The organism is Azospirillum ramasamyi (assembly GCF_003233655.1).
Taxonomy (GTDB): domain Bacteria; phylum Pseudomonadota; class Alphaproteobacteria; order Azospirillales; family Azospirillaceae; genus Azospirillum; species Azospirillum ramasamyi.
Map to the genome: position 1 here is coordinate 463,725 of NZ_CP029830.1, position 25,084 is coordinate 488,808.

Sequence of the window (25,084 nt, forward strand, 5' to 3'; positions counted from 1 at the left end):
GACGGCATGAGTCCCTTGCATGCTCCATGGCGACACTTCCATTGAGGTTGCTGGGGAGCGCGATGATGGGACAGCAGAAGAGCGAATTTCACTGGCAGGTGGCGATGGAGGTCCGGTTGGCCTTCGAAGATGCCTTTCCGGATCACCAAGTGCACGGCGAGGCTCTCGAACGGATTTGCCATGCACTGCTGAAGCTGTCCCCGGCCCCCGCCAACGCAGGCCCCTTCTCCAGGCTCGAGAAAGCGCGGACGGTAGCCTGTCATGCCCTGGACCTGATCTCGCCGAGGTTCGTCGACATCTCCGCCGCCATCCGCGACCAGATCGTAGCCTCGACCATGATCGCATCGCTCCGTGGGACGGACCCCGGCCACTCGGCCGTCGCCAGCGCGGCGCTCCGAGTGCGGCAGCGGGGCTGGCACGATGATGACCACCCGCACCTGCTCGTCAACGCGCTGCTCGATAGTCGGGTTGATTTCGCCGTTCACCTGCTGAGGGCGGATGGCGGTGCATCATATGAGCAGATCAGCCAGGCGCTTTGGTACGACTGGAGCGATTCCCTCCAGCCGGTGCTGCATTCGGCCGGAGTTCGGCCGCAGCTGTGCGGCCCCCTTGGCGCCGTGATGAAAGAAGCCGCCCGGGTGCCGGTCTATGACGAACTGACGCGCTCCGACCGCCGGGCGGAACTCTCCGAGGTCCTGGCCCGGTGGGTGCCTCGCGTGGATGATCCCTGGAGTTTGTCGGTCCTCCATGCCTGCGTCCCGAACCACATCGACTCCGAAGGTATCATCGCACCGACCGCGAACGAGAACCCGGTATGGGAAGAGTTCCTCCAGCGGCGGGCCGGGCGGTGACGGCCAGCAACAACTGGGCGGCTGCGAACCTCAGCTATTGTCACGTGCACCAGAGCCATTTTTCTATTGCGTCGCGAACGAACAGCGAACAAGATTTCGCCTGACCCGACACATCTACCGGCAGGCGGACGACCACTATGATCAATGACGACGATCCGACCCAGACACCGGCGACGCTCCCCACGTCGCCGTTCCCTCGCGTGCAGCTTGACCGGCCGACCGATGCCGAACTCGCGTCCCTGACCGGTAGGGTGGACGCTGATCGGAAGCCGGTGGTCGGACTGGACGACTGGCACCCAGTCGTCCAGCGTTATGCTTTCGGCGGCTCCGATGCCTTCGACATCGTCCTTGTCGGCAGGTCGGAGCAGGGCAGGATGCAGGTCACCATGCCCGTCAGCCTGCTGGACCTGGAACGCGGCCGTGCGATCACCTTCGATGGCGTCTACGCGCTGGGCAAGCAGGGCACCGGCAGCCTGCCGGAAGGGTATCTAAAGCAGGTCATCTGGGGCCTCGAGATTTGCGGCTGGGACGCCGGGCGGAAAGCCGCCTGAAGCTCGTCGCCGGGAGCTTCACCGGCCACCCGGCACCGGGCGCCGGGCCTCGACGCTTCGTTCGCGGGTTTCGCCGACCTTCCGGGCCAAGTCGAAAGCATCGATCGGGTTCCCGATGTCGATGACCACGCGATCGCGGCCGAGGCGTCGCAACGCGATGGCGCTCGTCTCGATGCTCCGCAGAGCCTGAACGAGATCGTCTTCTTCACGCTGCGGCAGCCGCAGGTCAATGACGGCCTCGGCCAAGCGACGGGATTCCCAGATCATCGTGTCGACCGCGACCTCACGCCGGTCGCCCTCGCGGGTCTGGCTGGGCCGCCGGTAGGACGCCAGGATCGCCTCGGCCGCCTGGTCGGGGCGGAACTGCCGCATATCGGGCGTGGTCAGGCCGGGGCGAACCGTGCGACGAGCATCGACCCACCCCGCCCCAACCACCTTGCCATCGGTGTCCAACCGAATAGCGGCCGGGCCGCCGTCCTGGCCAGCGAGGCGCCCGCCCAGGTAGCGCGACACCAACCCATCCTGGGGCCGAAGGCTGACCTGCGTCAGGTCCGGGCTGGTGGCACGGAGTTCCTGCGCCCGCTGCGGAGAAATCGGTCGCGCCCCGGCGGCTGAAAACTCGTAGTAGGCAGTAGCCCCCGGAGCCCGGCCCCAAATTCCGCTGGCGAGATCGGCTCTCGCGCGATCAGCGATCCTTTCGCCGACGCGGCCCAGCAGGCGGCTGAGACGCTCGCGGAGGGTGGGCATGGGGCGCCGAAGACCGGCCGCGACCTCGAGATCGCGCCTCATGCGATTCTTCCGGCGCTGCTCCAGCGCGTCCTTGACCTCATCGCCGATCGCCAGCGTTGGAAAGAGCAGCAGCCCGGCCGCCACGGGTCCCAGCGGGCCACCGAGGAGAGCGACGCCGCCGAGGACTGCCGCGGTACCCCCCAGCAGGCCGAGTTCGGGCTTCCAGCCGCGCTGGCGCCGGTACACCTCGATCTGACTTTCCACATCCGCGTGGGCGTGTTCGGCGTCCTGCATAGGTTCCTCCTGGGAAGCTGTCGCTCTCAAGAGGAGGGCAGAGCGCCGCAAGCCACCAGAGGGGGTGGAACCTATTACGGCCCGGAAGTCCGACCCGCTGCCCTTGCCTAATCCGCCGCCGGACCGGGGCGCAGGAGACGTGGCGGCAGCCGACCGGCCAGGATCATGACGTCGACAGGATCGGCGACGTCAACCGTCAGGGTTTCGATCCCTGCTCGGCCCAGCACCATGCCGTCTTCCTCAACCGACCGCAGAGCGGCGGAAGCGCGATCACGGTCGGCCCGCGGCAAGCTCAGGCTCCCAAGCGCCCCATCTATTCTCCGAGCGCCCTGGACCAGCGCGGCCACCTCGATCTCGCGGCAGTGGACCCGTCCGGGCTGATGCAGACCCTGGATGGATGCAGCGATAGCCGCTGCGGTGACAACCGGCCGCAGTGCGCCACCGGCCAGCCAGCTGTTCAGATCGTCGCAGAACGCTTCCTTTCCGCCAAACCGGCCGATGCGTCGTCCACCGACATAGCGCTCGATGATCGCACCCTCGGGGCGCAGGCCCATCTGTGTGGTGATCCGGCTGTTCCTGCGGATTTGCGCGGCCCGTATAGCGGAAATAGGCCGAGGTTCAACGCCACGCAGGTCATAGTAGGCGGTCGGCGCCTTGCCCCAGGCATTGCTTTCCAAGTCTGACTTGGCGCGGTCCGCGATCGCCCTCCCGGCCTCGCCGAGAAGCGCATCGAGGCGCTCCCGTAGCCCGGCAGCGGTTCTGGAAGCACCCGCCTCAGCGCTCGCAGCAGCAGTCCCGGCCCACTCATCGAAACGGTCACCGAGCGCGCGGGTCGAGAGGACCAGAAGATCGGGGTCGAGCCGTGAGGAGGTGCCGACATCGAGCATCGCGATGGCACCAAGCATCACCTCGCCGGGACCGAAGAACGCTGTCCCGGCGGTGACTTCGCGCCCCTGCTGAGGTCCTGATACCCCTTGGTGGGTCATGTTCCCTTCCTTCCCGGTCACCGGGGTCATGCCGGTGACTGCGACGTGCAAGAAAGCGGGCCATAAGCCAAGCCGGGCCTTGGAACGCCTCCAGTGTCCGTTTGTCAGTCGGGCGCTTTCGACCTCGACGGCGCGCGCCGGACGCCCTCCCCGCCTTCGGCTCCCGGCGCGAGGAACAGGACGCCCTCGGCCTCGAGCACACGGCCCAGGGCTTCCAGCGTAGCGGCGCGCGGACTGACTTGGCCGTCCTCCAGGCGCTGTAGGGTCTTCGCATTCATGGCGGCGCGGTCGGCGAGCTCTGCACGGGAAAGCCCCAGCAGCGAACGGGCAGCGCGTATTTGGGCTGGCGACGGAATCATCGCCGCAAGGATTCGCATTGCCCAAGCAATGTTGACAAGGACTGAGTCGCCAAAACTCCTTTGTAAGACTTAAATGTCTTTCATAGGACATTTATGCCTTGTTGAGGCAGCTTAGGGGATTTATGAATCGAGAGCGCGTGCCCGAATCGGACGTGACGGGTTTCTGAAGGGATGGCTCATGAGATCAGGAAATCGCGACCTCAGTCAGCGACAGCCAGGGCATCATTCGCCACGGTTTGCTGTGGCTCCAACCTGCGTCTGCCTTCGTCCTGACCGACAAGGTGAGGAATGGTGACGACAAGGCGCCGCAAACCTCCGACAGAAGACGGTGACCTGCTCTCAATCTGGAGGACCAAGTCACCCGCCGAAGGTGCCGAATCACTGGACCGGCTCTCGGCAGCCCTGCTTGCACGAGCCCAGACACTGCCCGAGGGCTTGGCCCTGCCTGCCGCCGTCGTCTTACGCGCCGAGGCCCGTGACCCAATGGCGTGGATCATGCTCGCGGCCCGGCTGCCCCGTCTACTCGAATATGCTCATCGGCCGGGTTCGGTCGGCACCAGAAACATGGACTCGATCGACATCGAGGGCTCTTGTCTTTGGGTGTCTGCATCCTACAGACTGCCTTGGGCCTGGACGCTGATAACGTTCCGACTGCTGCGGCTGGCAAAGCAAGAGGGCGGCAAACTGGGGCTGGCGTACCAAGCCCTGGCAATTCGTTGTGCCCATGTCGGTGACATTGTATCCCCCATGCCTGTCGACGCCGCCAGCGATCTCGGGATCCTGGCCGAGATCACATCACCACCGCCGAAGGCCGAAACCAGAGCCCCTGCAACACCGGTCGCCGAGGCCGAAACCGCTTCTCCCGAGGACCGCCGCCCTACCCTCCGAGTGCTGGCGTCTGTGCCGCCCCCGTCGGCGAGCCGGGAGGACAAGCCACTTATCGACCGCTACGCGGAACTCGCACGGCCGGTGGAGATGGTGCCAATGCCGGACCCGGACGGGCTGGCGGAAAGTCTGCTTGCCGAATTTCCGTGGATGCCGGAGATCGTGGATGCTATCCGCTCGGACCTCGTTCTTGCGCAGCGCCTCGGCTGCGATGCGTTCCGGCTTCCGCCGCTCCTGCTGACCGGCGCATCGGGGGTCGGGAAGAGCCGGTTCGCACGGCGGTTAGCGGCGCTGGCTGGGGTTCCCGCAGGCCAGTTGATGGCCTCGGGCGCTTCCGACAACAAGGCGCTGGCGGGCACTGCCCGCGGGTGGTCGTCGACGCAGCCCTGCCTGCCGGTGATGACCATGCAGGTGCATGGACGAGCGAACCCAATCATGGTGGTTGATGGGATCGACGATGCGGGCGGCTCAGCACGTAACGGTGCAATCGACCGGACCTTGGTTGGCATGCTTGATTCGGCGACGGCACGCGCTTGGCACGACGAATGCTTGCTCGTGCCCGCTGACCTGTCGTGGGTGACGTGGATCCTGATAGCTCGGCGAGTGGATCGCGTTCCGGCCGACCTCCGCTCCCGGTGCCGGGTACTCCATGCGCCATGGCCGCGGCCAGAGGACTTCGAGGTCATCTTGAGCGGGGCGCTAGCTGATATCGCCGAGGAGTACGGCCGTGAAGTCCGAGACCTGCCGACCCTCGAACCGGAAATCGTCGACGCCCTTCGGAACGGATTCGTCAACGGCTGCCTTCAGGCCAGGCAGTTGGGGACGATCGTTCGACGGACCCTCGCGGCCGCCGCGGACCTGGAACGGGCAGCGCTGAGACATTGAGGAGGCCAAGATGGCGGAAGCGAAGTCGGTCGGAATGATCCTGGATGGCCTCGTAACCGCGCTCGCTCGCGCCGCGGCTCGGGAGGATCACCGCAAAGAGATACCGGTCGGTTCGAGCCATCGGATGCCGCGGTCGCCTGATGCGGACGGACCGCCTTCCCTGGCCAAAGTGAACCAAGAGCCACAGGCAGAGCCGGAACGGCCGGAACACCGCCGGTGAGGGACATGATGCCCATCGCTTTCACCGGCATGACGATGGTGACGATTACCTTCGGACCATCCCTGCCCTCGGCCGCCATCATGGTGGTGGCGGCGCTGGCCAGCGTTGGCCTGCTGGCATTCGGGGTCGGTGCATCTGCATGGCTCAGTTGGTGCCTTTGGCGCCTGCGACGGCAGGGGCAAGACGGACTGCGGTCGTCGAAAGATCCTGAAGCGTAAGGCAACTGGTCGCCAGCCGGTCGACACCCTCCCAACGGCCTACGGCCTCACTCCATTACGGTGGATCGCTTTGCCATCGAGCACGTCCTGAAGGAAATCAGCGAGCAGCCGGTTCACCGTCTCGGCCTCCTCATGCTGTACCCAGTGGCTGACCTGCTCGAGATGAACCAACCGGACATCGTCGCACAGCACGGCCGCCTCATCCGCCAGACCACGGTCGAGGAAGGCGTCCCGGTCTCCCCAGACGATCAGGGTCGGGGAGTGGACGCGGCTGGTCGGCGGCCGGGGATTGCGGCGCAGCGCCCGGTACCAGTTGAGCATACCGGTCAGTGCGCCCGGCCGCGCCCATGCCTTGCGATACCGGGCGAGATCCTCAGGCCCGAAGGTTCCCGGGCGGCTGGTGCTCGTGAGCGCGCGCTCGGCGATGCGGAACCCGCCAGCGCGCATCAGACGCTCCGGCAGGCTGGGCAGCTGGAAAAAGCCGACGTACCAACTTTTCAGCAGCTGACCAGGGTGTGCGGCCATGTGCCCTCGGAGGGTCGCCGGATGCGGGGCGTTGAGGATGGCCAGCCGCTCGACACGATCCGGATGGCTCAAGGCCAACCACCATGCGACTATCCCGCCCCAGTCATGGCCAACGACCGAGAACCGCCGATGCCCGGCCTCCTCTGCCAGCCGGAGCACGTCGTCGACGAGGCGGTCGATGCGGTAGTCCTCAATCGTGGGCGGCATGTCGCTGAGGCCGTAGCCACGCTGGTCCAGCGCCAACACGCGGAACCCAGCCTCGGCCAGCGGTCCGATCTGGTGACGCCACCCGTAGCTGAATTCCGGGAACCCGTGCAGCAGGATGACCAGTGGCCCATCGGGCGGACCGGCCTCGATCATGTGCAGCCGAACCGGAGCCATGAGGATGTGCGTACCTTGATAGCGACGGCCGAGATGTTGCGCCTAGGGTCCGGACCCATAAAGAACCTTTCCTGAAGGGAACCGTTGTGATTCAACGCCCTTGAAAGGGGCATTGCGATGAACGACGGTCAGTTCTGGTTGACGGTGGAGCAGTTCGGACGGCTTGCGCCGCACCTTCCGCAGGACACCCGAGGCAAGCCGCGCGTGGATGATCGCCGTGTGATCAGCGGGATCGTCCATGTGCTGAAGTCGGGCGGGCGCTGGGCGGATGCTCCACCGGTCTACGGTCCGCGCAAGACGCTCTACAACCGCTTCGTCCGCTGGGCGGCCAAGGGCGTGTGGGAGGACATCTTCCATGCCTTGGCGGCGGCAGGTGGCCCACCGGCCCAGGTGATGATCGACTCCACGGCGGTCCGCGCCCATCGTTCGGCGAGCGGCGGGAAAGGGGGGAGCGCGCTCAGGCCATCGGACGGTCCCGTGGCGGACGAACCACCAAAATCCACGCCCTGAGCGATCCACGCGGTCGGCCGCTCGCCTTCCTGTTGACCGGCGGTCAGGTTGCTGACTGCACCGCCGCCGACCGTCTGCTCGACCGGATGCCCGCTACCGATCTCCTGCACGGCGACAAGGGCTACGACAGCGCCGCCATCCGCCGGAAGATCGAGGCGGCCGGAGCCGCGCCCAACATCCCGCCACGCGCCAACAAGCGCTGGAAAAACTGCTTCTCTCCCTACCTCTACCGGAACCGCAACGTCATCGAGCGCATGTTCGGACGCCTCAAGGATTTCCGGCGCATCGCCACACGTTACGACCGCTCCGCCATCAACTTCATGGCCGCCGTCCACATCGTGGCAACCGTCGCATACTGGTTATGAGTCCGGACCCTAGTGTTCCCATTAAACAGTCCTGGACCGCGACCGCTGCCACGACCCAGAACCGCTCACGGGGACATTTCGCCTTCGAGGCTGGTGGAGCCCCGATCAAGAGGCGGTGGTGGTGAGGGCTGGGACTTCCACCGCCTTCATCCCGACCCTGGGCATCGGCGATCTCATCTTCTCTGATGCCTCGGTTCTCCTCCTGAAATGCGAGCGCGGCATTGCTGAGATTGCCGAACCCGGCACCCATCTTAGGCTCGATGGCGATCTCGGCGGTGCGGGCCTCCGCGGTGGCGTCCCGGCACGCCTGCTTCAAGTGGCCCTCCAGCCGCCCAACGAGTTCCTAGAGCGGGTAAGCACGCAAGCGAACCTGTTCCTCGCCCTGGGAGGGTGCGCTGATCGAGCGAGTTTTGGCCCGCCCGCGAGAAACACCCGCCTGCGGACTCGACGTTAAAACGCAGACTCTCAAAAAGTCGCTGCCGCCCATAGCGGAGCGGATCGCCCACCCGGCCCCGATGGCAGCGACCGATCGTCGTGCAAGGAGCCGCGACAGGCTGGACTTCGGTCAGCCGCCTGCCACGTGACGCCGACCACCTGGAAGATGCCCGGCACCTTCACAGGATCCGGAAGCTATCCTGGGTCGGCAACCTTGTCCGCGACCGGCTGCCGGACCTCCAGGATAGCCAGGGTCTTCGCTTCGCCCTGCCGCATGAACCAGATGCTCATCGACGTTTCGCGAGCAGAAGCAGACGAAGCGATCAGGCGCCCGCTGTCACGAGCTCCTTCTCGTCTATTACCTGATCCCGCCTAAGGTGGGCACCGATGGCCTCAAACCATTCAACAACTTCAAAATGCTCAAATCCAAGCTCACAGGTATATCGACATCTTTCGAGAACTTCGGCACTTGTCATGAACGGCATAACGAAGGCATTGACGATTTCCTTTGCCTTGGCCCGTCGGAGAGGGAGCGGTGTTCCCCGGTGGTCAACAGGGTAGAAGGCACATCCGCCCACGCGCGCTCGCTGGAGAACCTCGACATCCACCACCTCTTGAATATCACAGTAATCTAAATCGTGAGTTCCAGAGGCCAAATCGACCACGTCGCCGGTGGCGCGCAGCAGCGCAGCAGCGCAGCAGGGTGCAGATAGTTCTCAATCTCGCGCTTGCGTGTAACCCAAACTTGGCAGTTCGGTCTGCCGGTCAACATCTCGACCAATCGCGCGGTGTCAGCTTTCATGTCAGCGCCACGGGTAGTTCGGTCGGAGTCGCACAGATAGAACTGCGGGATGCCGAGGCTATCCAAATAGCGGCGTTCCACCCAGGCGTGCAGACTGCTCCCGCCCGCGGAAACCCAGAAGATCGCTCTAGTATCGACGGAGAAGTGGATAACACCTGCCTGCTCTAAAATCCTGCCCAGCGATCTGAGTGCTGTCTCGTCCGTGTAGCCTTCAACGCATACGGCAACGCGCGGGAAGTCAGGCGCGTTAGCTGCCTGGGCAACTGCCGTCGGGAAAACGCCCAACGCGCTGGCAATTTCTGCGTAGATGTCGTCGGTTCCATTACGCACCCTCGGCGCATCAATTGCGGGACACCTATCAACAAACCTCAGTGATTCGACCGGAACCAGTCCAGCAAGCCCAGGTACGTGAGTAGTTAGAATAACTTGTTCCCCTGCATCGGAAAGGGCCTGAAGGGCTTCGATTATGCGTACTTGGTTCTCCGGGTGCTGAGACGTTTCGGGCTCCTCGACACCGTAGATGACTGGAGCAGTAAACTGCCCAGTTTGGACCCGCTCCAATCGCTTTCGCGCGGCCTCTGCCTGGAAGAACGACAACAGTACAAGGCGCCGCACACCTGAACCGCGTTTATTTAGGGGAATGTCGTCATTGGACGCTAGGTCCAGCTTAAAAATCGTGCTCCAATTTGGCTTACGGAACTTGGGCGTAAGAGTCGCAGCGAGATCAGGGTAACTAGCGCGAAGTTGCTCCAACGTCTTGTTGGCGACAGCACACGCCTCCTCTTCGACCTTCGCAGCTATCGCGGCGAGGTCCGCCTCCAAGGCCGCAAGCGACCGCTTGACGGCAAGTGCCATCGGATCCTGAACTTCCTTATCCTGGTCGCTGCTCTCGCGATCAGACTTGAACAGCGCGAAAATTGGCATGTAGCGGTCCAATGCCGCCCAGACCGCCTTTGTCTCGTCTCCTCCCAATAGTGGCACATCATACTCAGCGAGAGATAGCCCCTGCTGCTGCTCAATGGCTGAGTAGATCGCTGCACGCATAGACGGATTTGATGTCTGATCGCACTGCTCCCCGAGCTCATGCTCTTTAATGAGCCTCTGAAGATCCTTTTGCTTCTTTCCGAGAAGACCGCTCGCTGCTTCTTTAGTCGGATGGTTCGCTCGGGCGAACACCGCAGGCGCTTTAGCCTTCGCTCCCGAAAGGTCCCAAACCTTGTGGATTTCAAGGTCCCCATCGCAATTCAGAAGATACTCACCCGCCAATGTGGTCTGGGCGCCTCGGTCTAAGTCGATGGTAGTCGGAAGGTCAGTGAAGACGCACCCGATGCGGACATCCGCGGCGTTTCCATTTACCGATGCATCACCAGGTTCGATCTTGGTGGTGCCATCGAAAAAGATGTCGAGCCCTTCGAGGATCGTCGACTTTCCAGCGTCGTTCTTGCCGATCAGGGACGTCAGGTTGGAGATTGGAATACGAATGGGATGTCGATAGCCCCGGAAGTTCTCCAGTAGGACAGCCTTGAGCTTCATGAACACGCTCCTGTAGACTCTTTCATAAGCCTACTATCGGAGATACATGATTCTGCACAGTTTGTCCTAAAAATTGTTTATAGCAAGCGAGCGTATATGCTTTCTGGAAAACATGCCGAGCCCGTAGCGTTAACAAGATTTGGTTTGGCAGCGGTTGCGTCAGTCTGGTGAGGCTCCCAACCACTCCTTCAGCTTCGACCACCGGCGCCCCTCCTGCCGTGCCCGCACCGCCATCCCGAGCGCCTTCCGCTGGCCCACGACGACGACCAACCTCTTCCCGCGGGTGACGCCGGTGTAAACGAGATTGCGCCTGAGCATCGTCCAATGTTGCATCGCCAGCGGGATGACGACAGCCGGGTATTCCGAGCCCTGGCTCTTGTGAATCGTCGTCGCGTAGGCCAGCGATACCCTATCCAGTTCGCCGAAGTCGTAAGCAACCTCACGGCCGTCGAAGTCGATCAGCAGTTCGCTGTTCTCCGGATCCATCGCGGTGATGACGCCCAGGTCGCCGTTGTAGACCTCCTTCTCGTAGTCATTCTCGGTCTGCATGACCTTGTCGCCAACGCAGTAGGTCCAGCCAAAGCGCTCGACCCGGACATCGCCCGGCGGGTTCAGGACCGCCTGGAGTTCCACGTTCAGCGACCGGGCGCCGAGGCCCCCGCGGTTCATCGGACAGAGCACCTGGACGTCGCGCACGGGGTCTAGGCCGAAGCGCTTCGGGATCCTGTTCCTGACGACCTCGATGAGCTTGCGAACACCGTCCTCGGGTTCCGCCGCCTCGACGAAGTAGAAGTCCGAACCTTCTATGGGTGTCAGGTCTGGCATCTGCCCCTGGTTGATACGGTGCGCGTTGACGATGATGCGGCTGGCCGCCGCCTGTCGGAAGACCTCGGTCAGGCGCACCACGGGCACGGCGCCGGATGCAATCACGTCGGCCAGCACCTGCCCCGGCCCCACAGAGGGCAACTGGTCGACATCGCCGACCAGGATCAGAGCCGACCTGTCGGGGATCGCCTTTAGCAGCGCATTCATCAATGGCACGTCCACCATGGACGTCTCGTCGACGACGAGCAGGTCGCATTCCAGCCGGTTCTCCTCGCCGTGCTTGAATCCTCCGGCAGCCGGATCGAAGGCGAGCATCCGGTGGATGGTCCTGGCCTCCATCCCGGTACTCTCCGAGAGCCGCTTGGCCGCCCGGCCGGTCGGGGCGCACAGCAGGATGCGGATGTGCTTGGCAGCCAAGATCTTCAGGATGGAGTTGACCAGGGTCGTCTTGCCGACGCCGGGTCCGCCGGTGATGACCATGACCTTGGATGCCAGGGCAAGCCGGACAGCCTCCCGCTGGCTCGGCGCCAGCGTCAGCCCCGTCCGTCCTTCCACCCACTCCAGCGCCTTCTCCATGTCGATGGCGGGCCAGGGCAGCGTCCCGCCCGCAAGACCGCGCAGCCGGGCGGCGATGGCCTGCTCGGCCCGGTACAACCCGGTCAGGAAGACGCAGTTTCTGCCCTCCAGCTGGTCGGCTATGACTGCACCGTCGCGAAGCTCGTCCGCCAGCGCCTCGGCCACCAGATCGGTGCCGACCTCCAGGAGTTCGCTGGCCAGCTTCTCCAGGTCCTCCACAGGCAGGCCGCAATGCCCCTCGTCCATCGCCTCGGCCAGCGCGTAGCCGATGCCCGCCCGGACGCGGACCATGGCCGTCTTCTCGATGCCCAGCTTGGCCGCGATCTGGTCGGCCGTCTTGAAGCCGATGCCGCGGATGTCCCGGGCCAGCCGGTATGGGTTCTCGGTGATGAGTTGGATCGCCTCCTGCCCGTAGGTCTTGTAGATGCGGACGGCCCTGGATGTCCCGACGCCGTTGGCGTGCAGGAACAGCATGATCTCCCTGATCGCCCGCTGGTCGGCCCATCCCTTGACGATGCGGTCGGCCCGCCTGGGCCCGATGCCAGTGACCTCACGCAGGCGACCGGGTTCGGCCTCGATGACGTCGAACACGGCCTCGCCGAACGCCTTCACCAGCTTCTTGGCGTAGACCGGGCCGATGCCTTTGATCATGCCGGAGCCCAGGTACTTCTCGATGCCCTCCAGCGTCGTCGGCTGCGTCGCCTTCAGGAAGGTGGCCTTGAACTGGAGGCCGTGGGTCCGATCGTTGACCCAGCTGCCGCTCGCCTGGATCCATTCCCCGGCCGAGATCATCGCCGCATGGCCGACGACGACAACCAAGTCCCGATGTCCGCGGACCTTCACCCGGAGCACGCAAAAGCCCGTCTCGGCGCTGTGGAAGGTCACGCGCTCCACCAGCCCGGCCAGGGACTCCGTCGATGACGCGATGGCTTGCCCGCTCATGCCGGGATTGTGCTGGATCCGGCGTCAGCAGGCCAGCACTTGGCAATGCATCCGATGAGTGCATAGGCATCGCGGCAGCGTCGACTACCGCAATTTTCCTTTAATTGACATAACCCGATTGGGTTTGTTGTAGTGGCTTTAGGTTGCAACTAACACGCTGTCTTTCCGACCTACGTGCGGGAAGCACCGTTCAGAGTTACGAGAAGACGAGTCAATGTCCGAGGCTATCGAACTTCCTTCGCATGAGGCGCCAACTTCGCTTACAGAGAAGTTGGATCGCGGCCGGACCGCGTTGCTTGACCTGTCAACGCGCAACCGGTTGATCCACGTTCCCCGTCGATCGAAGACGACCAGAACGGTGGAAGTCATCGACGAGTTGAGCGCCGAGGTCTACCGTCTTCTCGTATCCGAAGGAAAAGCGTTTACCTTTGCTCCTGGGCGAAGGGCGTCCAGTGATGCTGGGCAGGCGCCTGAGGGGGCTGACGCCGATGAGCACGAAATCGCAGAACTCGCCCAGCCCGAAGACGACGGCGTCGATGAGCGAGGGGTTGCCCAACGCCATAGCGACACGAAGCTCCAGACCCGACTGACCTCTGAGGGGCTTCAGAAACGCCTTCTAACCCTGCAACTCGATGCCAAGACCCTCCAGGAGGAGCAAGGCGTCAACATCCTCTTCCTTGCCATCGGCATGCTGAAATGGTTCGAGGACGCCAACTCCGACACCGAGCGGTTCGCCCCGCTCATCCTGGTACCGGTTTCGCTTGAGCGCGGAACGGCGGCTGAGCGGTTCCGCCTCCGGTGGCTACAGGAGGATCCGTCGCCGAACCTGTCCCTGGGCGCGCTGCTGAAAGGCAAGTTCGGTCTCGAATTGCCCACGTTCCTCGAAGGTGATCAGGACACCTTCGATCCTGATGAGTATTTCTCCCGCGTCGAGAAAGTGGTTTCCGGTCAGCCCCGGTGGGAGGTGCTCGGGAACGACATTGTCCTTGGCTTCTTCTCTTTCGCCAAGTTCCTGATGTACCGCGACCTGGACCCGGCCAACTGGCCACAGGGGGCCGCCCTGGACAAGCATCCTCTGATCGCCGGGTTGCTGGGCGACGGGTTCCCGGGACGTGAGGCGCTCTTCGGTGACGATGACCCCGTCGACCCGCACATCGAGCCGGAGGCGCTGGTCCACATCGTCGATGCCGACAGTTCCCAGACTGCCGTCGTCCACGAGGTCCGCCAAGGCGGTCATCTGGTTGTCCAGGGTCCTCCGGGAACGGGCAAGTCGCAGACCATCGCAAACATCATCGCGTCGGCGGTGGTCGACGGAAAGAGGGTGCTCTTCGTCGCCGAGAAGATGGCGGCTCTGGAGGTGGTGAAACGCCGCCTCGACCAGAGTGGCGTCGGGGACATCTGCCTTGAGCTCCACAGCAACAAGGCGAACAAACGAGGGTTCCTCGAGGAGCTTCGCCGCACCTGGGACCTTGGCAGGCCCAACGGAGCGGCCGATAGCACGCTAATCCGCCAGCTTGGCCAGTACCGGGACGGCCTGAATGGTCATGCCGCGCGCTTGCACAAGCGTCATGACCCGTCCGGCCTGAGCGCCTACCACATGATCGGGCATCTCGTCCGGCTTCGGCAAGCGGGACAGCAGCCTGCGGCGACGTCGCTTGAGGCGCCTGAACTCTGGGCCCGACACGACAAGGCCGAACGTGAACTCCTGCTCAAAGACCTCGCCGGACGCATCGACGACATCGGAACGCCGTCGGCGCATCCCTGGTGTGGGGTCGGGTTGCCGTCAATCTTGCCGACCGAGCTCCAGCGACTGGCGGCGCGCATCGCCGAGCTCCGCGGGCAGCTAGCCAGCTTTGTGAACGACCATGGCGCCCTGAGGGAGACGTTAGGTGTCGGAGGCGAGCCGTCTTTCGCCGGTTCGGATCGCCTTGCAAGACTGGGCTCCAGGGTCGCCGCCGCCCCGGACCTTGAGCCGGAGGCCCTGTCTTCCAGATGCTGGGGAACGCAGACAGACGAGGTCGCCGAACTCGTCAAGGCCGGTGAGGTATACGGCGAAACCCGGCAGGAGCTCTCCGGTGTTCTGGCGGAGGCTGCCTGGGATACAGACGTTAAGCTCGCCCGACAACACATCGCCACCTACGGCGCGGGCTGGCTCCGGTGGCTCAAGGGCGACTACAAGCGCGCGGACGCCCTGTTCCGTTCCATCATCACCGGCAAGCCACCCAAGACGCTCGAGGAGCGCCTCCAGCTGCTCGACAAGCTCATTGCCGCTCAGAAGGCGGCGGTGGAGCTTGCCAGGGATGAGGCGCTCGGACGCGAGGCGTTTGGTTCTCGCTGGCGCCGGGAGAAATCCGACTGGTCGATGCTCCGGCGGGTCATCGACTGGGCTCGTGGCAACGGTAACGACGGGATGTCGGCTGAGATTCGCCGTCTTGCCGCCACTGTCAGCGACCGGGAGAGCGCCGGAACGATCGCGCAGCGCCTAAACGACGTTCGACCCGGTCTTGAGGAAGCCCTCGTTCGCCTCATAGCTGATCTGAAGCTGGACCTGCGTGCCGCGTTCGGCACCGGCACGACCTCCGACCTGAACCTGGAGGTCGTGTTGACCCGGCTCGACCTGTGGATCGAGCGGTCCGAGGATCTGTCCAAGTGGATTGCCTACTCGGCCAAGGCAGAACAAGCCAGTTCCCTGGGCCTCGGCGCCTTCGTGAACCGGCTCGCGAACGGAGAGCTCGACTCGAAGTCTGTCGTGCCTGAGTTCGAGATGGCCTATTACGATGCGCTCCTCTCGGCCATTGCCAAGGACGACCCCGAGATCGCCCGATTTGATGGCGAGGGGCATAACCGTCTGGTGCAAGAGTTCGTCAGGCTCGACCAGGACCGCATGAAGCTAGCGCGTCTGGAGGTTGCCTCCGCCCACCATGGCCGGATGCCGCGGCAGGATGGCGGCGCCGGTCCGCTGGGGGTGCTGAAGGGCGAGATGGCCCGGAAGCGGAACCATATGCCGATCCGGCAGCTGATGAAGCGCGCCGGGGCGGCCATCCAGGCTATCAAGCCCGTCTTCATGATGAGCCCGCTCTCCGTGGCCCAGTTCCTCGAGCCGGGCGCGGTCGAGTTCGACCTGCTCGTCATCGACGAGGCCAGCCAGATTCAGCCGGTCGACGCCCTGGGGGCCATCGCGCGCTGCAAGCAAGCCGTGATTGTCGGTGACGATCGCCAGCTTCCCCCGACGCGGTTCTTCGACAAGGTCATTGCTGGAAACGACGAGGAGGACGAGGACGGCGCCGCCGGTGTCGCCGATGTGGAGAGCGTCCTCGGGCTCTGCGTATCCAAGGGTCTGCCTCAGCGCATGCTGCGCTGGCACTACCGCAGCCGTCACCAGTCGCTCATCGCGGTCTCGAACAGCCAGTTCTACGACAACCGGCTCTTCATCGTTCCGAGTCCGTACACAGCGCAAGCTGGGATGGGTTTGCGGTTCAACTACCTTCCGAATGGCAGGTTCGACAGCGGGAACACGGCCATCAACGCCGAGGAGGCGAAGGCAGTCGCCGAAGCGGTCATCCGGCACGCCCGTGAGCACCCGGAGCTCTCACTTGGCGTCGCCACCTTCTCCACCAAGCAGCGTCGGGCGATCGTCGACGAACTCGAGCGGCTGCGCCGTCTGAACCCGGACGTGGAAGGCTTTTTCACCGCGCATTCTGCCGAGCCGTTCTTTGCCAAGAACCTCGAGAACGTGCAGGGCGACGAGCGCGACGTCATCATGATCTCGGTGGGCTATGGCAAAAATCCGAATGGCTATATGGCGATGCGCTTCGGTCCACTCAGCAGCGATGGCGGCGAGCGGCGCCTGAACGTCCTCATCAGTCGCGCGAAGCGCCGCTGCGAGGTCTTCGCCTCCATCACGGACGAGGATATCGACCTGGAACGCGGCAAGGGGAAGGGCGTGCTCGCGTTCAAGCTCTTCCTGCACTTTGCCCGCACGGGCAAGCTCAGCCTCGGCACCCGTACTGACCGGGAGCATGACAGCATCTTCGAGGAGCAGGTCGCCGCGGCTCTGCTTTCCCATGGGTACGACGTCCATCCGCAGGTCGGCTTGGCCGGGTTCTTCATCGATCTTGCCATCGCGGACTTCGCGCGGCCGGGCCGGTACATCATCGGCATCGAGTGCGACGGCGCCGCCTACCATAGTTCCCGCTCGGCACGCGATCGGGATCGGCTGCGGCAGGCGGTTCTGGAGGACCACGGCTGGACCATCCACCGGATCTGGAGCACGGACTGGTTCAACCGGCCCCAGGAGCAGCTGGCGAAGACCATCGCCGCCATCGAAGCGGCCAAAGCAGAGCTTGCCGCCAACGACGAGAAGTCGACGGGGTTCAGCCGAGCCGTGCCGCTGGAAATCGTCACGGTTGAGCGTGAGGACGCTGTTGAGGTTGGGCTCCAAATCGCCGAACCCGCGTCGGCCAGTTCGCCCTACCGAGAGGCGTCCTTCCCTATCCCGGCCAACATGCAGCTGCAAGAGGTGCCAATCGGATTGATGGCCGATCTCGTGCGGCAGGTGGTCGAGATTGAGGGACCAGTACACGAAGCCGAGGTGGTGGCCCGTTTGCGGACTATGTGGGGATTGGGCCGTGCCGGAAGCCGCGTCCAGGCTGCGGTTGACCGTGGAATCGCAGCCGCCGTCAAAGCGGGTGTGATTGTTGAAGATAATGGCTTCCTCATCGGCCCAGACGCTACGCTGACCGTCCGGGATAGGAGCGAGGTAGCCTCGACCGGCCTGCGGAAGCCGGAGATGCTCCCGCCTGCGGAGATCAAGGCGGCAGCGGTCTCGTTCGTGACGGCAAATCTCGGGGCGACCCTTGAGGAAGTTCTGACCGGGGTCTCGCGGCTGTTCGGCTTCAAGGCAACTAGCGCCCAGTTGCGGCAAGTGCTGAGCGCCGCTATCGAAGCCGCAATCAAGGACGGCAAGCTGGTCTCGCAAGGGGATATGCTGACCTCAAGTCGTTGAAGCTATCCTTCAATTTCTCGGCGACCGAGGCTGGAATGTTTGTCGTGATGCTCTTCGTTCATGGACAAACGGAACCTTGACCGTCGGCGGCCTGGACCGCTCCGTAGCCGTCTACGAGGCGGTGCTGCCCTACCTCGGCATCGGGGTGCGGCACGACTACGACGGGAAGGACGGCCCACCAGGCCATCCCGACCTGAAGGGCTTCGGCGCTGGAGGCCGGGCCTTCTTCTGGCTGCGGCAGGGTATCCTGCGCGCAGCGCCGTCCATGTGGGCTTCGTCGCCCATTTCGAAGCTGAGGTAAATGCGGCTCATGCGGCGGTGCTGGCTGCCGGTGCGAAGGAGAGCCATCCGCCGGGAGGCTGGCCTCATTACGACCCGCGCTATTACGCCGCGCGGGTTCGCGATCCCGACGACTACAGCCTGGAATTTGTCTTCAAGGAGTGACAGAGAATCATTTAGTAGCTGTGCGAAATCCAAGGTGAGCCTTTACGCCGCCGGTAGGGTTGCTATGCATCTGTTCGGATTGCCGTCCGCATGAGCATGCCAAGCCACAGTTGGAAGGCATTAAGCCTGCATTCGGCTACATCCCGTTCCAGAGGGCTCCCTTCACATGCTTTGCTCAGTTTAAAAATGCGAAACGCTCGTCAGAATCTGGGGGGACGCTTCCGTATCGTAGCTCCTGACGGCGGATCACTCCTCGATCCGTCAACGCCAACACGAGAATGGAGATCAACATGGTGCGCTTTGTTGGGTGGGTTACCATCAGCGGCTTTGCGATTTACGGCCTGTCGCAGTTCATCCAGAACCATGTCGTGTTGGACGCGAACGGTGAATGAAAGCATATGAAATACGGAATGTTGCTAATTTCACCGCACCAATTATGGCGGTCGATAATTGAGCAATCTATCGTTAGTTGAACGTTAATCTATCTTGATCCAAAAATTGGTCAAGCGGGAACCCGCGTCGCTACTCGGTTTGGGGATACAAGCCTGAAATGCCTCGCAAGCACCATGATGCCTTGCCCGGTGAGAAGTTGCTGGCGCTGTATCAGCGCCTGACTCTCGACGGGAAGAAGCACTTTCAGAGCGATCTTGCCCGTGACCTCTCATGCTCCGCCCAGACCGTCGTCCGGTTGATCGCCATCATTGAGGGCAGTCTGGGACGAGATGCCTATGTTGAGAACGGCTTGGAGAACCGACGGCGCTACTATCGCCTCCGGTCCAAGAAAGAAGAACGATCGCTGGGCTTTTCATTCGAAGAGCTACATTGCCTTGCCGCATGCCGTGACATAGCTAGCCAGTTCCTGCCGGAGAGCGTGGTCGACCGCATCAGCAAAACCGTCACAGCAGTTGCCGTGCACTTGGCCGAAGGAATACCACCGGCCGCCGGACAACCAATTGGTTTTCGCAGCAAGGGGTTCATTGACTACACCCCTCACTTCCCGGTGATCACCGCCTTGCGTCAAGCCATCGAGCGTAAGGAGGTGTGCCGCATCGTCTACCGTGCTCGCGGCCGTCAGACGGTGAGCGTCTACAGATATGCCCCCGGGCGCTTGGTCGCCATGAGCGGGACACTTTATGTGCAGGGATATCGAATGCCTGACGGATCGGTTCTCAGGGATCGTCCAACCACCTTCTCGATTCATCGCATCGCGGAGATGTCGCCTACAGGGGAGTATTTCAATTTCAATGCCGCCGACAGAGAGGCTCGGGCCTTTGGGCTGGGTTGGCATGAGCCCCGACGAGCAAGGATCCATGTGAATGCCGAAGCCGCCGATTATGTGCGTGACCGAGTGTGGAGCGATGACCAATCCATTGAGGACCAAGAGGACGGAAGCATAATCCTGTCGCTCACAACAACCAGTGAGAAAGAACTTAACGCCTGGACATCGAGCTTTGGCGGAATGGCTAAAATAATTGATTGTGATGAAAATAAAAACAATGCTGCGGCCCATTCATGATAACAACATAGCCTGACTTAGTAATATATCTGGTCATGAAAGATAATATCTTGGAATTCGTCTTACAATAGCGAAAGTTCGATTTTATTGTTCTTAACACGTTGGATAAAAATTGATAGGAGACTATATAAGTTTCTTCTATTTACATGAATGCACGCAGAGTTACACATAGCTTTCCTGTGACTTGCCAAGTGGGTGCATCTCGTACCCTTGTGGCTGACCTTCCACCTGCCCTGCCATCCTTTCGACGGGACTCGAACGCACGCCATGGAACGCGAAAAGAAGTCAGCACCCCAGGCTTCCAAACTTTCAGACGTCGCCGCGACGGCCAGCACGATTGAGATCGTGGATCGGTTCGGCAGCGCCAACGCCGAGTTCATCAAGGGTTACACCGGTATCGATAACGAAACCGGAAGGAAGTTCGCAAAGGGCCTGAGAGAGATCAGCGAGCACAAGGTAAGCGACCCAGTACGGAACATTCCCCAGCAAGCGGGCTTCTCGGCGGAGATCCACGCAGTTTCCAAGAAGAACGCTCGCAATATCATAGACCGCAGCACCGTCCGCTTGGAGCGCACTGACGACCGACCAAAGGAATTTGGGCATAACAATCGTGTCTATGACCATGTCGAAGTAGATGGCGGTAAGGTAGTTGCTGGCTCCGGATCGCAGATGAAGTTCGTCGCCAAGCCGGATGATCTGCTGACGAAAATTGCTCGCGGGGATGGCAGCGGTAGCGATCGCGATCTCTCGCGATACCAAGGGGTTAAGTTGGATCTGCCCTCCGATCAGGTCAACGACGCAAAGGATTTCTGCACGCAGCAAGCAAAATCTCTCAGGTCGCAGGCGGATACTGTCGAAAAGCTGGGAAAGACTGAGCTTGCAGAGAAATTCCGCAAGGATGCTGACAACTTTAAAGAGTTGCGTGGCAACATTCGCGACAGCGGCATGACCAGAGAGGAGGCAATCCACCTCCGTACCGACCCCTTGGCGGCGACGGTCCGGGACATCATAGGCATCAGCCACGAAGCAGGGGTCCAAGGAGCAAAGGCCGGTGCCGTCGTCGGAGGTGCAGTCTCAATCGTCACTAACATCATTGCTGTATGTCAGGACGACAAGGATTTGAAGACCGCCTTGCTTGACACCACCGTCAGTACCGGCAAGGCGGCCGCCGTTGGCTATGGCACGGCCTTCGCTGGGTCCGCCTTGAAGGGTGCAATGCAGCAGTCGGCGAACGCCACCGCGCGCACCCTTTCCAAGACATCGCTGCCAGCCATGGCTGTCTCGGTCTGTCTGGAACTCACCGCCGCCGTAAAGCTCTATGCAAGCGGTGAGATCGATGGAACCGAGTTCATGGAACTCATCGGACAGAAGGGCAGCAACATGCTGTCGTCCGGCCTGGGAACCGTGGTGGGTCAGATCGCCATTCCGATCCCGATCGTCGGCGGCGTCATCGGCAGCATGGTCGGCTACACCTTGAGTTCGCTGCTGTACCAGAACTCGCTCACCGCCTTCAAGGAAGCGGAACAGGCCCGCGAGCAGTATCTCCACACGAAGGCGCTCTGCGAGGAGGCGCGGACCAGCATGGAGGCGTACCGCCTTCAGTTCAATCAGTTGTTCGAGGAATACCTGACCGAAGGCCGCGCCGCCTTCGCGGATTGCCTTTCTGCCATGGATGATGCGGCTGCGCTGGGTGACGTCGACGGTTTCGCCCGCTCTGCTAACGCACTGGCCGAATGCATCGGGCATACCCTGCAATTCAAGAACATCCAAGAGTTCAACGACTTCATGGCCACGGACGACGCGCTCGTCCTGTGAGGCACTGCGACCGGGCGCTATGCCCGCCTATTAACGTTTTCGATCGGAAAGGACCATCATGCCTCTGCCTCTCCTCGTCCCTATCGCCCTGGGCGCCCTTGGCCTTTTCGGTGCCGGGAAAGCCGTAAAGGCAGCCATCGATACCAGTGAAGCCAACGACATTGGACGCTCAGCCCAGGATCTCGCTGCCAAGGCAGAGGAGTCCCTGAACGGACGAAGAGACGAGTGCAATAATGCGCTCCGCGGCTACGGCGAGATGAAGATCCAGGCTCTCCAACTGGAGATCGCAAACTTCGTGGAGCTCTTCGGCCAGATCAAGAATGTCCAGTTGGCCCACTCGGCTGAATTCGAGCGACTCAAGGTCGGTGACTTCACTGAGGTTACGCTCGGCGATCTACGCCACTCCTGCGCCTTTGCTGCGGAATTGGCCACCAGCACCGCGGCTGGGGTTGGCGCCGGAGCAATCACGGCGTTCGGGGCGTACAGCGGTACGATGATGCTGGCGTCGGCCGGAACAGGCACTGCGATCAGCACCCTGGGCGGGGTCGCCGCGACGAACGCGACGCTGGCCTGGCTGGGCGGCGGCACCCTGGCGGCCGGAGGACTTGGCGTCGCCGGTGGTACGATGGTGCTTGGCGTTCTCGTCGCAGGTCCCGCCCTGTTGGTCCTCGGAAGCGTATTTGGAGCGCAGGCTTCGAAGAAGCTAGACGAAGCCAAAGCGAATATGGAAAAGGCCAAAACCTACGTGACAGAGGTCGATCTCGTCATTGCCAAGCTGAAGGCAATCATTGCCGTCTCCAAGACGGCTTCCGAACTTCTTACGAACCTGCGTAGTCGCATGGTGCGAAGCAATGATGATCTACGAGCGGTCCTCTCGAATGCCGGGAGCGACTACTCGACCTATGACAGTACTCAGCGCGACACGGTGTTCAAGGCGGTCAAGTTCGCGCAGCTGGTCAAGAAACTCATCGACACGCCGGTGCTGACCGAGAGCGGTGAACTCGTCGACAGCGCCATGACCTCCTTCCAGGCTATCCGCAGCAGCCTGGAAGAGGCGCCTGCGATGGAAACGGCCTGATGGCTTTGGCGACGTCCGTCGGCATCGACGTTCACGGTCGCGAGAAGGGGCTGCACATGGCCCGGATCACGTGGGGGCCATCTACGGATGGCCCCCACGAGGTCATGTTTGAAACGGTGTCGCTCGCCAATTACAGGTGTTCTGCGAGCCACGGAGCGTGTCCTGTGGTTGATCTACAGATCCCGCGCTCCTTCATCGCCCGCGGGGATATCGACGGTCTGGCGCAGGCAACCATGCCGGTCGTAGATCACCTGGAGCCGCTTCTGCGGGAAAAGCTGGAAGCCATTCCCCCCACCCTGATCGCGATCGATTCTCCGTCCGGTTTCGCGCGAAATACCTTCGGCCACGGCCGCCGCACCGAAAAGACCCGCGCCCCATTCGGCTTCGCTGGGGCTCGCCAGATCTATGCCCAGATGACGCCGTCGCTCGACATTGGGAAACCCCACGGCGGTACCAGATGGTCATGGATCATGTTCGGGATGGCCACCTTCGCTGTTCTCGGCGGACGGTTACCGAACAAGGATCGTGAAAGCGGCTGGCGAGACTATCTTGGGGGCGGACCAGACGGGTCCGAACCATTGGAGGCGTTTCCGAGTGCCACGATCCAGTTCCTGCGCCAAGCTCGGAACGCGGCGGCGAACAATGCGGTGCGCTGCCTGCTCCGCGGCATGGTCGGCGATCAGGTCGATAGGCCGCGCAAGCTGATCGAGAGCGCGCTGGAGTACGGCCCGAAGGCGCTAGACGGCGATGACAGGGCCGCTGCCCTAATTGCGGCGCTATCGACGTTGGGCACCGTCTTCCCCGATGCCTTCGCAGCCGTTGCACTCGATGACCAGAAAGTGAGAAAGCATGCTCCTGCGAAGATCGGTCGTGAGGGGCAGATCACGCTAGTTGGCTCTTCTGTACGCGAACGGTCAACGGCCTACTGAGCATCCGACTATAGGAACAAGGCAATGAAAACAATTTGCCATTCAAGGCCACGGGTTTTTGAGAAAGACATCGACGCCATTCTCGCCAGTCGTTTTCAAGCCGATCTTTCATTTGCTCATGCCTTTGTTAGCAATGTCGCGCTCCAAACGGGCAAGATGAAGCAACTGCTCCAGTTCGATGCCATCACCGTTGAGAGGCAGGCTCAGCATGCCGGGGCTACAGGAACAATCGACCTGTTGCTACACCTGTGGTTCGCCGGACGTGAATGCGGACGTATCCTGCTTGAGAACAAAATCGACAGTGGCTTCACCCCGGACCAGCCCGAGCGCTACGCTACGTCGGCCGCGGCGATGTCGATGGTATCTCGGCCCGCTTTGGCCGTGCTCTGCGCTCCGGCCGGATATCTCGGCCGATCACGCCTAACCGAACCCTTCCATGCCCGGGTCAGCTATGAAGCCGTTGCCGAGTGGCTGATTGATGGGGACCGATCGACAATCCTAGACGCAATTTCCCGGTTCCAGATGCCCTACGAGCCCGATCCCGTTCCTGAAGTCACTGGGTTCTTCGAGGGCTATAGGGAACTCGCACGGCGCCATACGCCGGAGTTGATCGTGAAGCCGTGCCCAAATGCCGGGAATGGTCGCCCATCAGGCTCACACACCATCTACTTCGATGTTGGAAGGACCCTTCCATCGTACGACTTCCTTCCTGCGCTTCGGTTCTCGCACCAATGCCAGGACAAAGCTGCGCCCTCCGCCAGCGTGAAGATCATGATCGCTGGATGGGGCACTCACGAGAAGACACTCCGTCGTCAGGCTGCCGACACCCTCGGAAACACCTCCATCTACATCAGGGCCGCCAAGAAAAGCCTTGGACTGGTAATCGATACTCCTCGCCTTGACAACCGCCAGTCTGTCTCCCAGCAGGCCGAGAAGGTCCTCACCGGCCTCCGTGCGGCTGCCACACTGCGCGCTTGGATGTTCGAGAACCATGCCACGCTTCGCCATTGGCGGGACGCCACCACCGGATGATTAAATCCGGGCCGCTCATGGTCCGCCCGTTGCCTCTTCTAATAATCTGAGACATGCAACATATATTTATCAAGTGTCCATTTTTATACAACAGATTATATTGAGTAGTTAGTAGAAAAATATTAGCATCAACACCGCCTCGAACGCCGCGAGGTAAATGGAGACGACCTGGACCTGCTGGGTCGACACACCGATCCTGAGGTCCTTGAGCAGGTCGCAAAACGTCGCCGTCGAGGAGTACAGCTGGCAAAACCCCATCGCAACCATGCGTGAGTTCATTGCGACGGTGATGCTCCCGAACGGGGTTCCCGCTTTCGACGAGATGCATGGTGTTCTGATGGCCGCCAGCATGGAAGCCACCGGACGACAGAATGCCTTCCACGTAGTGGACGG

At 62.2% G+C, this 25,084-nt stretch carries 18 protein-coding genes and 1 pseudogene; 12 read left to right on the forward strand and 7 right to left on the reverse strand.

Features of this window, described 5'->3' with window-relative positions; translation table 11 throughout:
- Positions 1 to 62: 62 nt before the first annotated feature.
- Both DM194_RS14630 and DM194_RS14635 read left to right on the forward strand, forming a co-directional pair.
- Complete coding sequence (locus DM194_RS14630; protein ID WP_111068307.1) at positions 63 to 851, forward strand: hypothetical protein; 789 nt, start codon at positions 63 to 65, stop codon at positions 849 to 851.
- Between the two features lie 137 nt (positions 852 to 988).
- A complete protein-coding gene (locus tag DM194_RS14635) occupies positions 989 to 1,402 on the forward strand; it encodes a hypothetical protein (protein WP_111068308.1) in 414 nt (137 codons plus the stop codon).
- A gap of 18 nt (positions 1,403 to 1,420) precedes the next feature.
- Here the strand turns inward: DM194_RS14635 and DM194_RS14640 are convergent, their stop codons facing one another.
- The 3 genes from DM194_RS14640 to DM194_RS14650 form a co-directional block, all read right to left on the reverse strand.
- On the reverse strand, positions 1,421 to 2,425 hold the full coding sequence (locus tag DM194_RS14640) for a hypothetical protein (RefSeq protein WP_111068309.1): 1,005 nt from the start codon (positions 2,423 to 2,425) through the stop codon (positions 1,421 to 1,423).
- A 107-nt stretch (positions 2,426 to 2,532) separates the two neighbouring features.
- The gene (locus tag DM194_RS14645) at positions 2,533 to 3,441 is read right to left on the reverse strand and encodes a hypothetical protein (protein WP_162630047.1); all 909 of its coding nucleotides are present in this window, start codon (positions 3,439 to 3,441) and stop codon (positions 2,533 to 2,535) included.
- Between the two features lie 74 nt (positions 3,442 to 3,515).
- A complete protein-coding gene (locus tag DM194_RS14650; RefSeq protein WP_246024334.1) occupies positions 3,516 to 3,788 on the reverse strand; it encodes a helix-turn-helix domain-containing protein in 273 nt (90 codons plus the stop codon).
- A 465-nt stretch (positions 3,789 to 4,253) separates the two neighbouring features.
- Between DM194_RS14650 and DM194_RS14655 the strand changes: the two genes are divergently transcribed.
- Positions 4,254 to 5,540, forward strand: a complete 1,287-nt coding sequence (locus DM194_RS14655) for an AAA family ATPase (protein WP_162630048.1) — start codon at positions 4,254 to 4,256, stop codon at positions 5,538 to 5,540.
- Positions 5,541 to 5,765: 225 nt separating this feature from the next.
- On the forward strand, positions 5,766 to 5,978 hold the full coding sequence (locus DM194_RS14660; RefSeq protein WP_162630049.1) for a hypothetical protein: 213 nt from the start codon (positions 5,766 to 5,768) through the stop codon (positions 5,976 to 5,978).
- A gap of 39 nt (positions 5,979 to 6,017) precedes the next feature.
- Here the strand turns inward: DM194_RS14660 and DM194_RS14665 are convergent, their stop codons facing one another.
- Positions 6,018 to 6,863, reverse strand: a complete 846-nt coding sequence (locus DM194_RS14665) for an alpha/beta fold hydrolase (RefSeq protein WP_246024335.1) — start codon at positions 6,861 to 6,863, stop codon at positions 6,018 to 6,020.
- 138 nt (positions 6,864 to 7,001) lie between these two features.
- Between DM194_RS14665 and DM194_RS14670 the strand changes: the two genes are divergently transcribed.
- Positions 7,002 to 7,759, forward strand: a protein-coding gene (locus DM194_RS14670) for an IS5 family transposase (RefSeq protein ID WP_425457285.1) whose coding sequence is annotated in 2 segments (ribosomal slippage) — positions 7,002 to 7,311 and positions 7,311 to 7,759 — 759 coding nt in all. Because the reading frame shifts where the segments join, the coding sequence is not laid out codon by codon here.
- A 1,066-nt stretch (positions 7,760 to 8,825) separates the two neighbouring features.
- Here the strand turns inward: DM194_RS14670 and DM194_RS14680 are convergent.
- Together DM194_RS14680 and recD2 are read right to left on the reverse strand one after the other, a co-directional pair.
- Positions 8,826 to 10,529, reverse strand: coding sequence for an ATP-binding protein (locus DM194_RS14680; RefSeq protein ID WP_111068316.1), 1,704 nt, complete (start codon positions 10,527 to 10,529; stop codon positions 8,826 to 8,828).
- 159 nt (positions 10,530 to 10,688) lie between these two features.
- A complete protein-coding gene (gene recD2, locus DM194_RS14685) occupies positions 10,689 to 12,872 on the reverse strand; it encodes an SF1B family DNA helicase RecD2 (protein WP_111068317.1) in 2,184 nt (727 codons plus the stop codon).
- 214 nt (positions 12,873 to 13,086) lie between these two features.
- Between recD2 and DM194_RS14690 the strand changes: the two genes are divergently transcribed.
- From DM194_RS14690 to DM194_RS14720, 7 genes and pseudogenes are all read left to right on the forward strand, one after another.
- Positions 13,087 to 17,877, forward strand: a complete 4,791-nt coding sequence (locus tag DM194_RS14690; protein ID WP_111068318.1) for a DUF3320 domain-containing protein — start codon at positions 13,087 to 13,089, stop codon at positions 17,875 to 17,877.
- Between the two features lie 76 nt (positions 17,878 to 17,953).
- Positions 17,954 to 18,321, forward strand: a pseudogene (locus DM194_RS14695) (VOC family protein).
- Positions 18,322 to 18,871: 550 nt separating this feature from the next.
- Positions 18,872 to 19,837, forward strand: a complete 966-nt coding sequence (locus tag DM194_RS14700) for a helix-turn-helix transcriptional regulator (RefSeq protein WP_111068319.1) — start codon at positions 18,872 to 18,874, stop codon at positions 19,835 to 19,837.
- Positions 19,838 to 20,104: 267 nt separating this feature from the next.
- Positions 20,105 to 21,652 carry a hypothetical protein gene (locus tag DM194_RS14705; RefSeq protein ID WP_111068320.1) on the forward strand — a complete coding sequence of 516 codons (1,548 nt, stop codon included), beginning with the start codon at positions 20,105 to 20,107 and terminating at the stop codon, positions 21,650 to 21,652.
- 58 nt (positions 21,653 to 21,710) lie between these two features.
- Positions 21,711 to 22,730 (forward strand): hypothetical protein, encoded by a 1,020-nt coding sequence (locus DM194_RS14710; RefSeq protein WP_111068321.1) that lies wholly within the window; start codon positions 21,711 to 21,713, stop codon positions 22,728 to 22,730.
- A complete protein-coding gene (locus tag DM194_RS14715) occupies positions 22,730 to 23,659 on the forward strand; it encodes a hypothetical protein (protein WP_111068322.1) in 930 nt (309 codons plus the stop codon). Before DM194_RS14710 ends, DM194_RS14715 begins: the two co-directional genes overlap by 1 nt.
- 24 nt (positions 23,660 to 23,683) lie before the next feature.
- On the forward strand, positions 23,684 to 24,691 hold the full coding sequence (locus DM194_RS14720) for a PD-(D/E)XK nuclease family protein (protein WP_111068323.1): 1,008 nt from the start codon (positions 23,684 to 23,686) through the stop codon (positions 24,689 to 24,691).
- A 108-nt stretch (positions 24,692 to 24,799) separates the two neighbouring features.
- Here the strand turns inward: DM194_RS14720 and DM194_RS28135 are convergent, their stop codons facing one another.
- Positions 24,800 to 25,042: a hypothetical protein gene (locus tag DM194_RS28135; protein WP_162630050.1), complete on the reverse strand. Its 243-nt coding sequence runs from the start codon at positions 25,040 to 25,042 to the stop codon at positions 24,800 to 24,802.
- Positions 25,043 to 25,084: the final 42 nt, after the last annotated feature.

Coding starts and splice junctions, on each gene's coding strand:
- DM194_RS14630 (WP_111068307.1), top strand. CDS start 63: ATGATGGGACAGCAGAAGAGCGAATTTCACTGGCAGGTGGCGATGGAG.
- DM194_RS14635 (WP_111068308.1), top strand. CDS start 989: ATGATCAATGACGACGATCCGACCCAGACACCGGCGACGCTCCCCACG.
- DM194_RS14640 (WP_111068309.1), bottom strand. CDS start 2,425: ATGCAGGACGCCGAACACGCCCACGCGGATGTGGAAAGTCAGATCGAG.
- DM194_RS14645 (WP_162630047.1), bottom strand. CDS start 3,441: ATGACCCCGGTGACCGGGAAGGAAGGGAACATGACCCACCAAGGGGTA.
- DM194_RS14650 (WP_246024334.1), bottom strand. CDS start 3,788: ATGCGAATCCTTGCGGCGATGATTCCGTCGCCAGCCCAAATACGCGCT.
- DM194_RS14655 (WP_162630048.1), top strand. CDS start 4,254: ATGGCGTGGATCATGCTCGCGGCCCGGCTGCCCCGTCTACTCGAATAT.
- DM194_RS14660 (WP_162630049.1), top strand. CDS start 5,766: ATGATGCCCATCGCTTTCACCGGCATGACGATGGTGACGATTACCTTC.
- DM194_RS14665 (WP_246024335.1), bottom strand. CDS start 6,863: ATGATCGAGGCCGGTCCGCCCGATGGGCCACTGGTCATCCTGCTGCAC.
- DM194_RS14680 (WP_111068316.1), bottom strand. CDS start 10,529: ATGAAGCTCAAGGCTGTCCTACTGGAGAACTTCCGGGGCTATCGACAT.
- recD2 (WP_111068317.1), bottom strand. CDS start 12,872: ATGAGCGGGCAAGCCATCGCGTCATCGACGGAGTCCCTGGCCGGGCTG.
- DM194_RS14690 (WP_111068318.1), top strand. CDS start 13,087: ATGTCCGAGGCTATCGAACTTCCTTCGCATGAGGCGCCAACTTCGCTT.
- DM194_RS14700 (WP_111068319.1), top strand. CDS start 18,872: ATGCCTCGCAAGCACCATGATGCCTTGCCCGGTGAGAAGTTGCTGGCG.
- DM194_RS14705 (WP_111068320.1), top strand. CDS start 20,105: ATGGAACGCGAAAAGAAGTCAGCACCCCAGGCTTCCAAACTTTCAGAC.
- DM194_RS14710 (WP_111068321.1), top strand. CDS start 21,711: ATGCCTCTGCCTCTCCTCGTCCCTATCGCCCTGGGCGCCCTTGGCCTT.
- DM194_RS14715 (WP_111068322.1), top strand. CDS start 22,730: ATGGCTTTGGCGACGTCCGTCGGCATCGACGTTCACGGTCGCGAGAAG.
- DM194_RS14720 (WP_111068323.1), top strand. CDS start 23,684: ATGAAAACAATTTGCCATTCAAGGCCACGGGTTTTTGAGAAAGACATC.
- DM194_RS28135 (WP_162630050.1), bottom strand. CDS start 25,042: ATGCTGGCGGCCATCAGAACACCATGCATCTCGTCGAAAGCGGGAACC.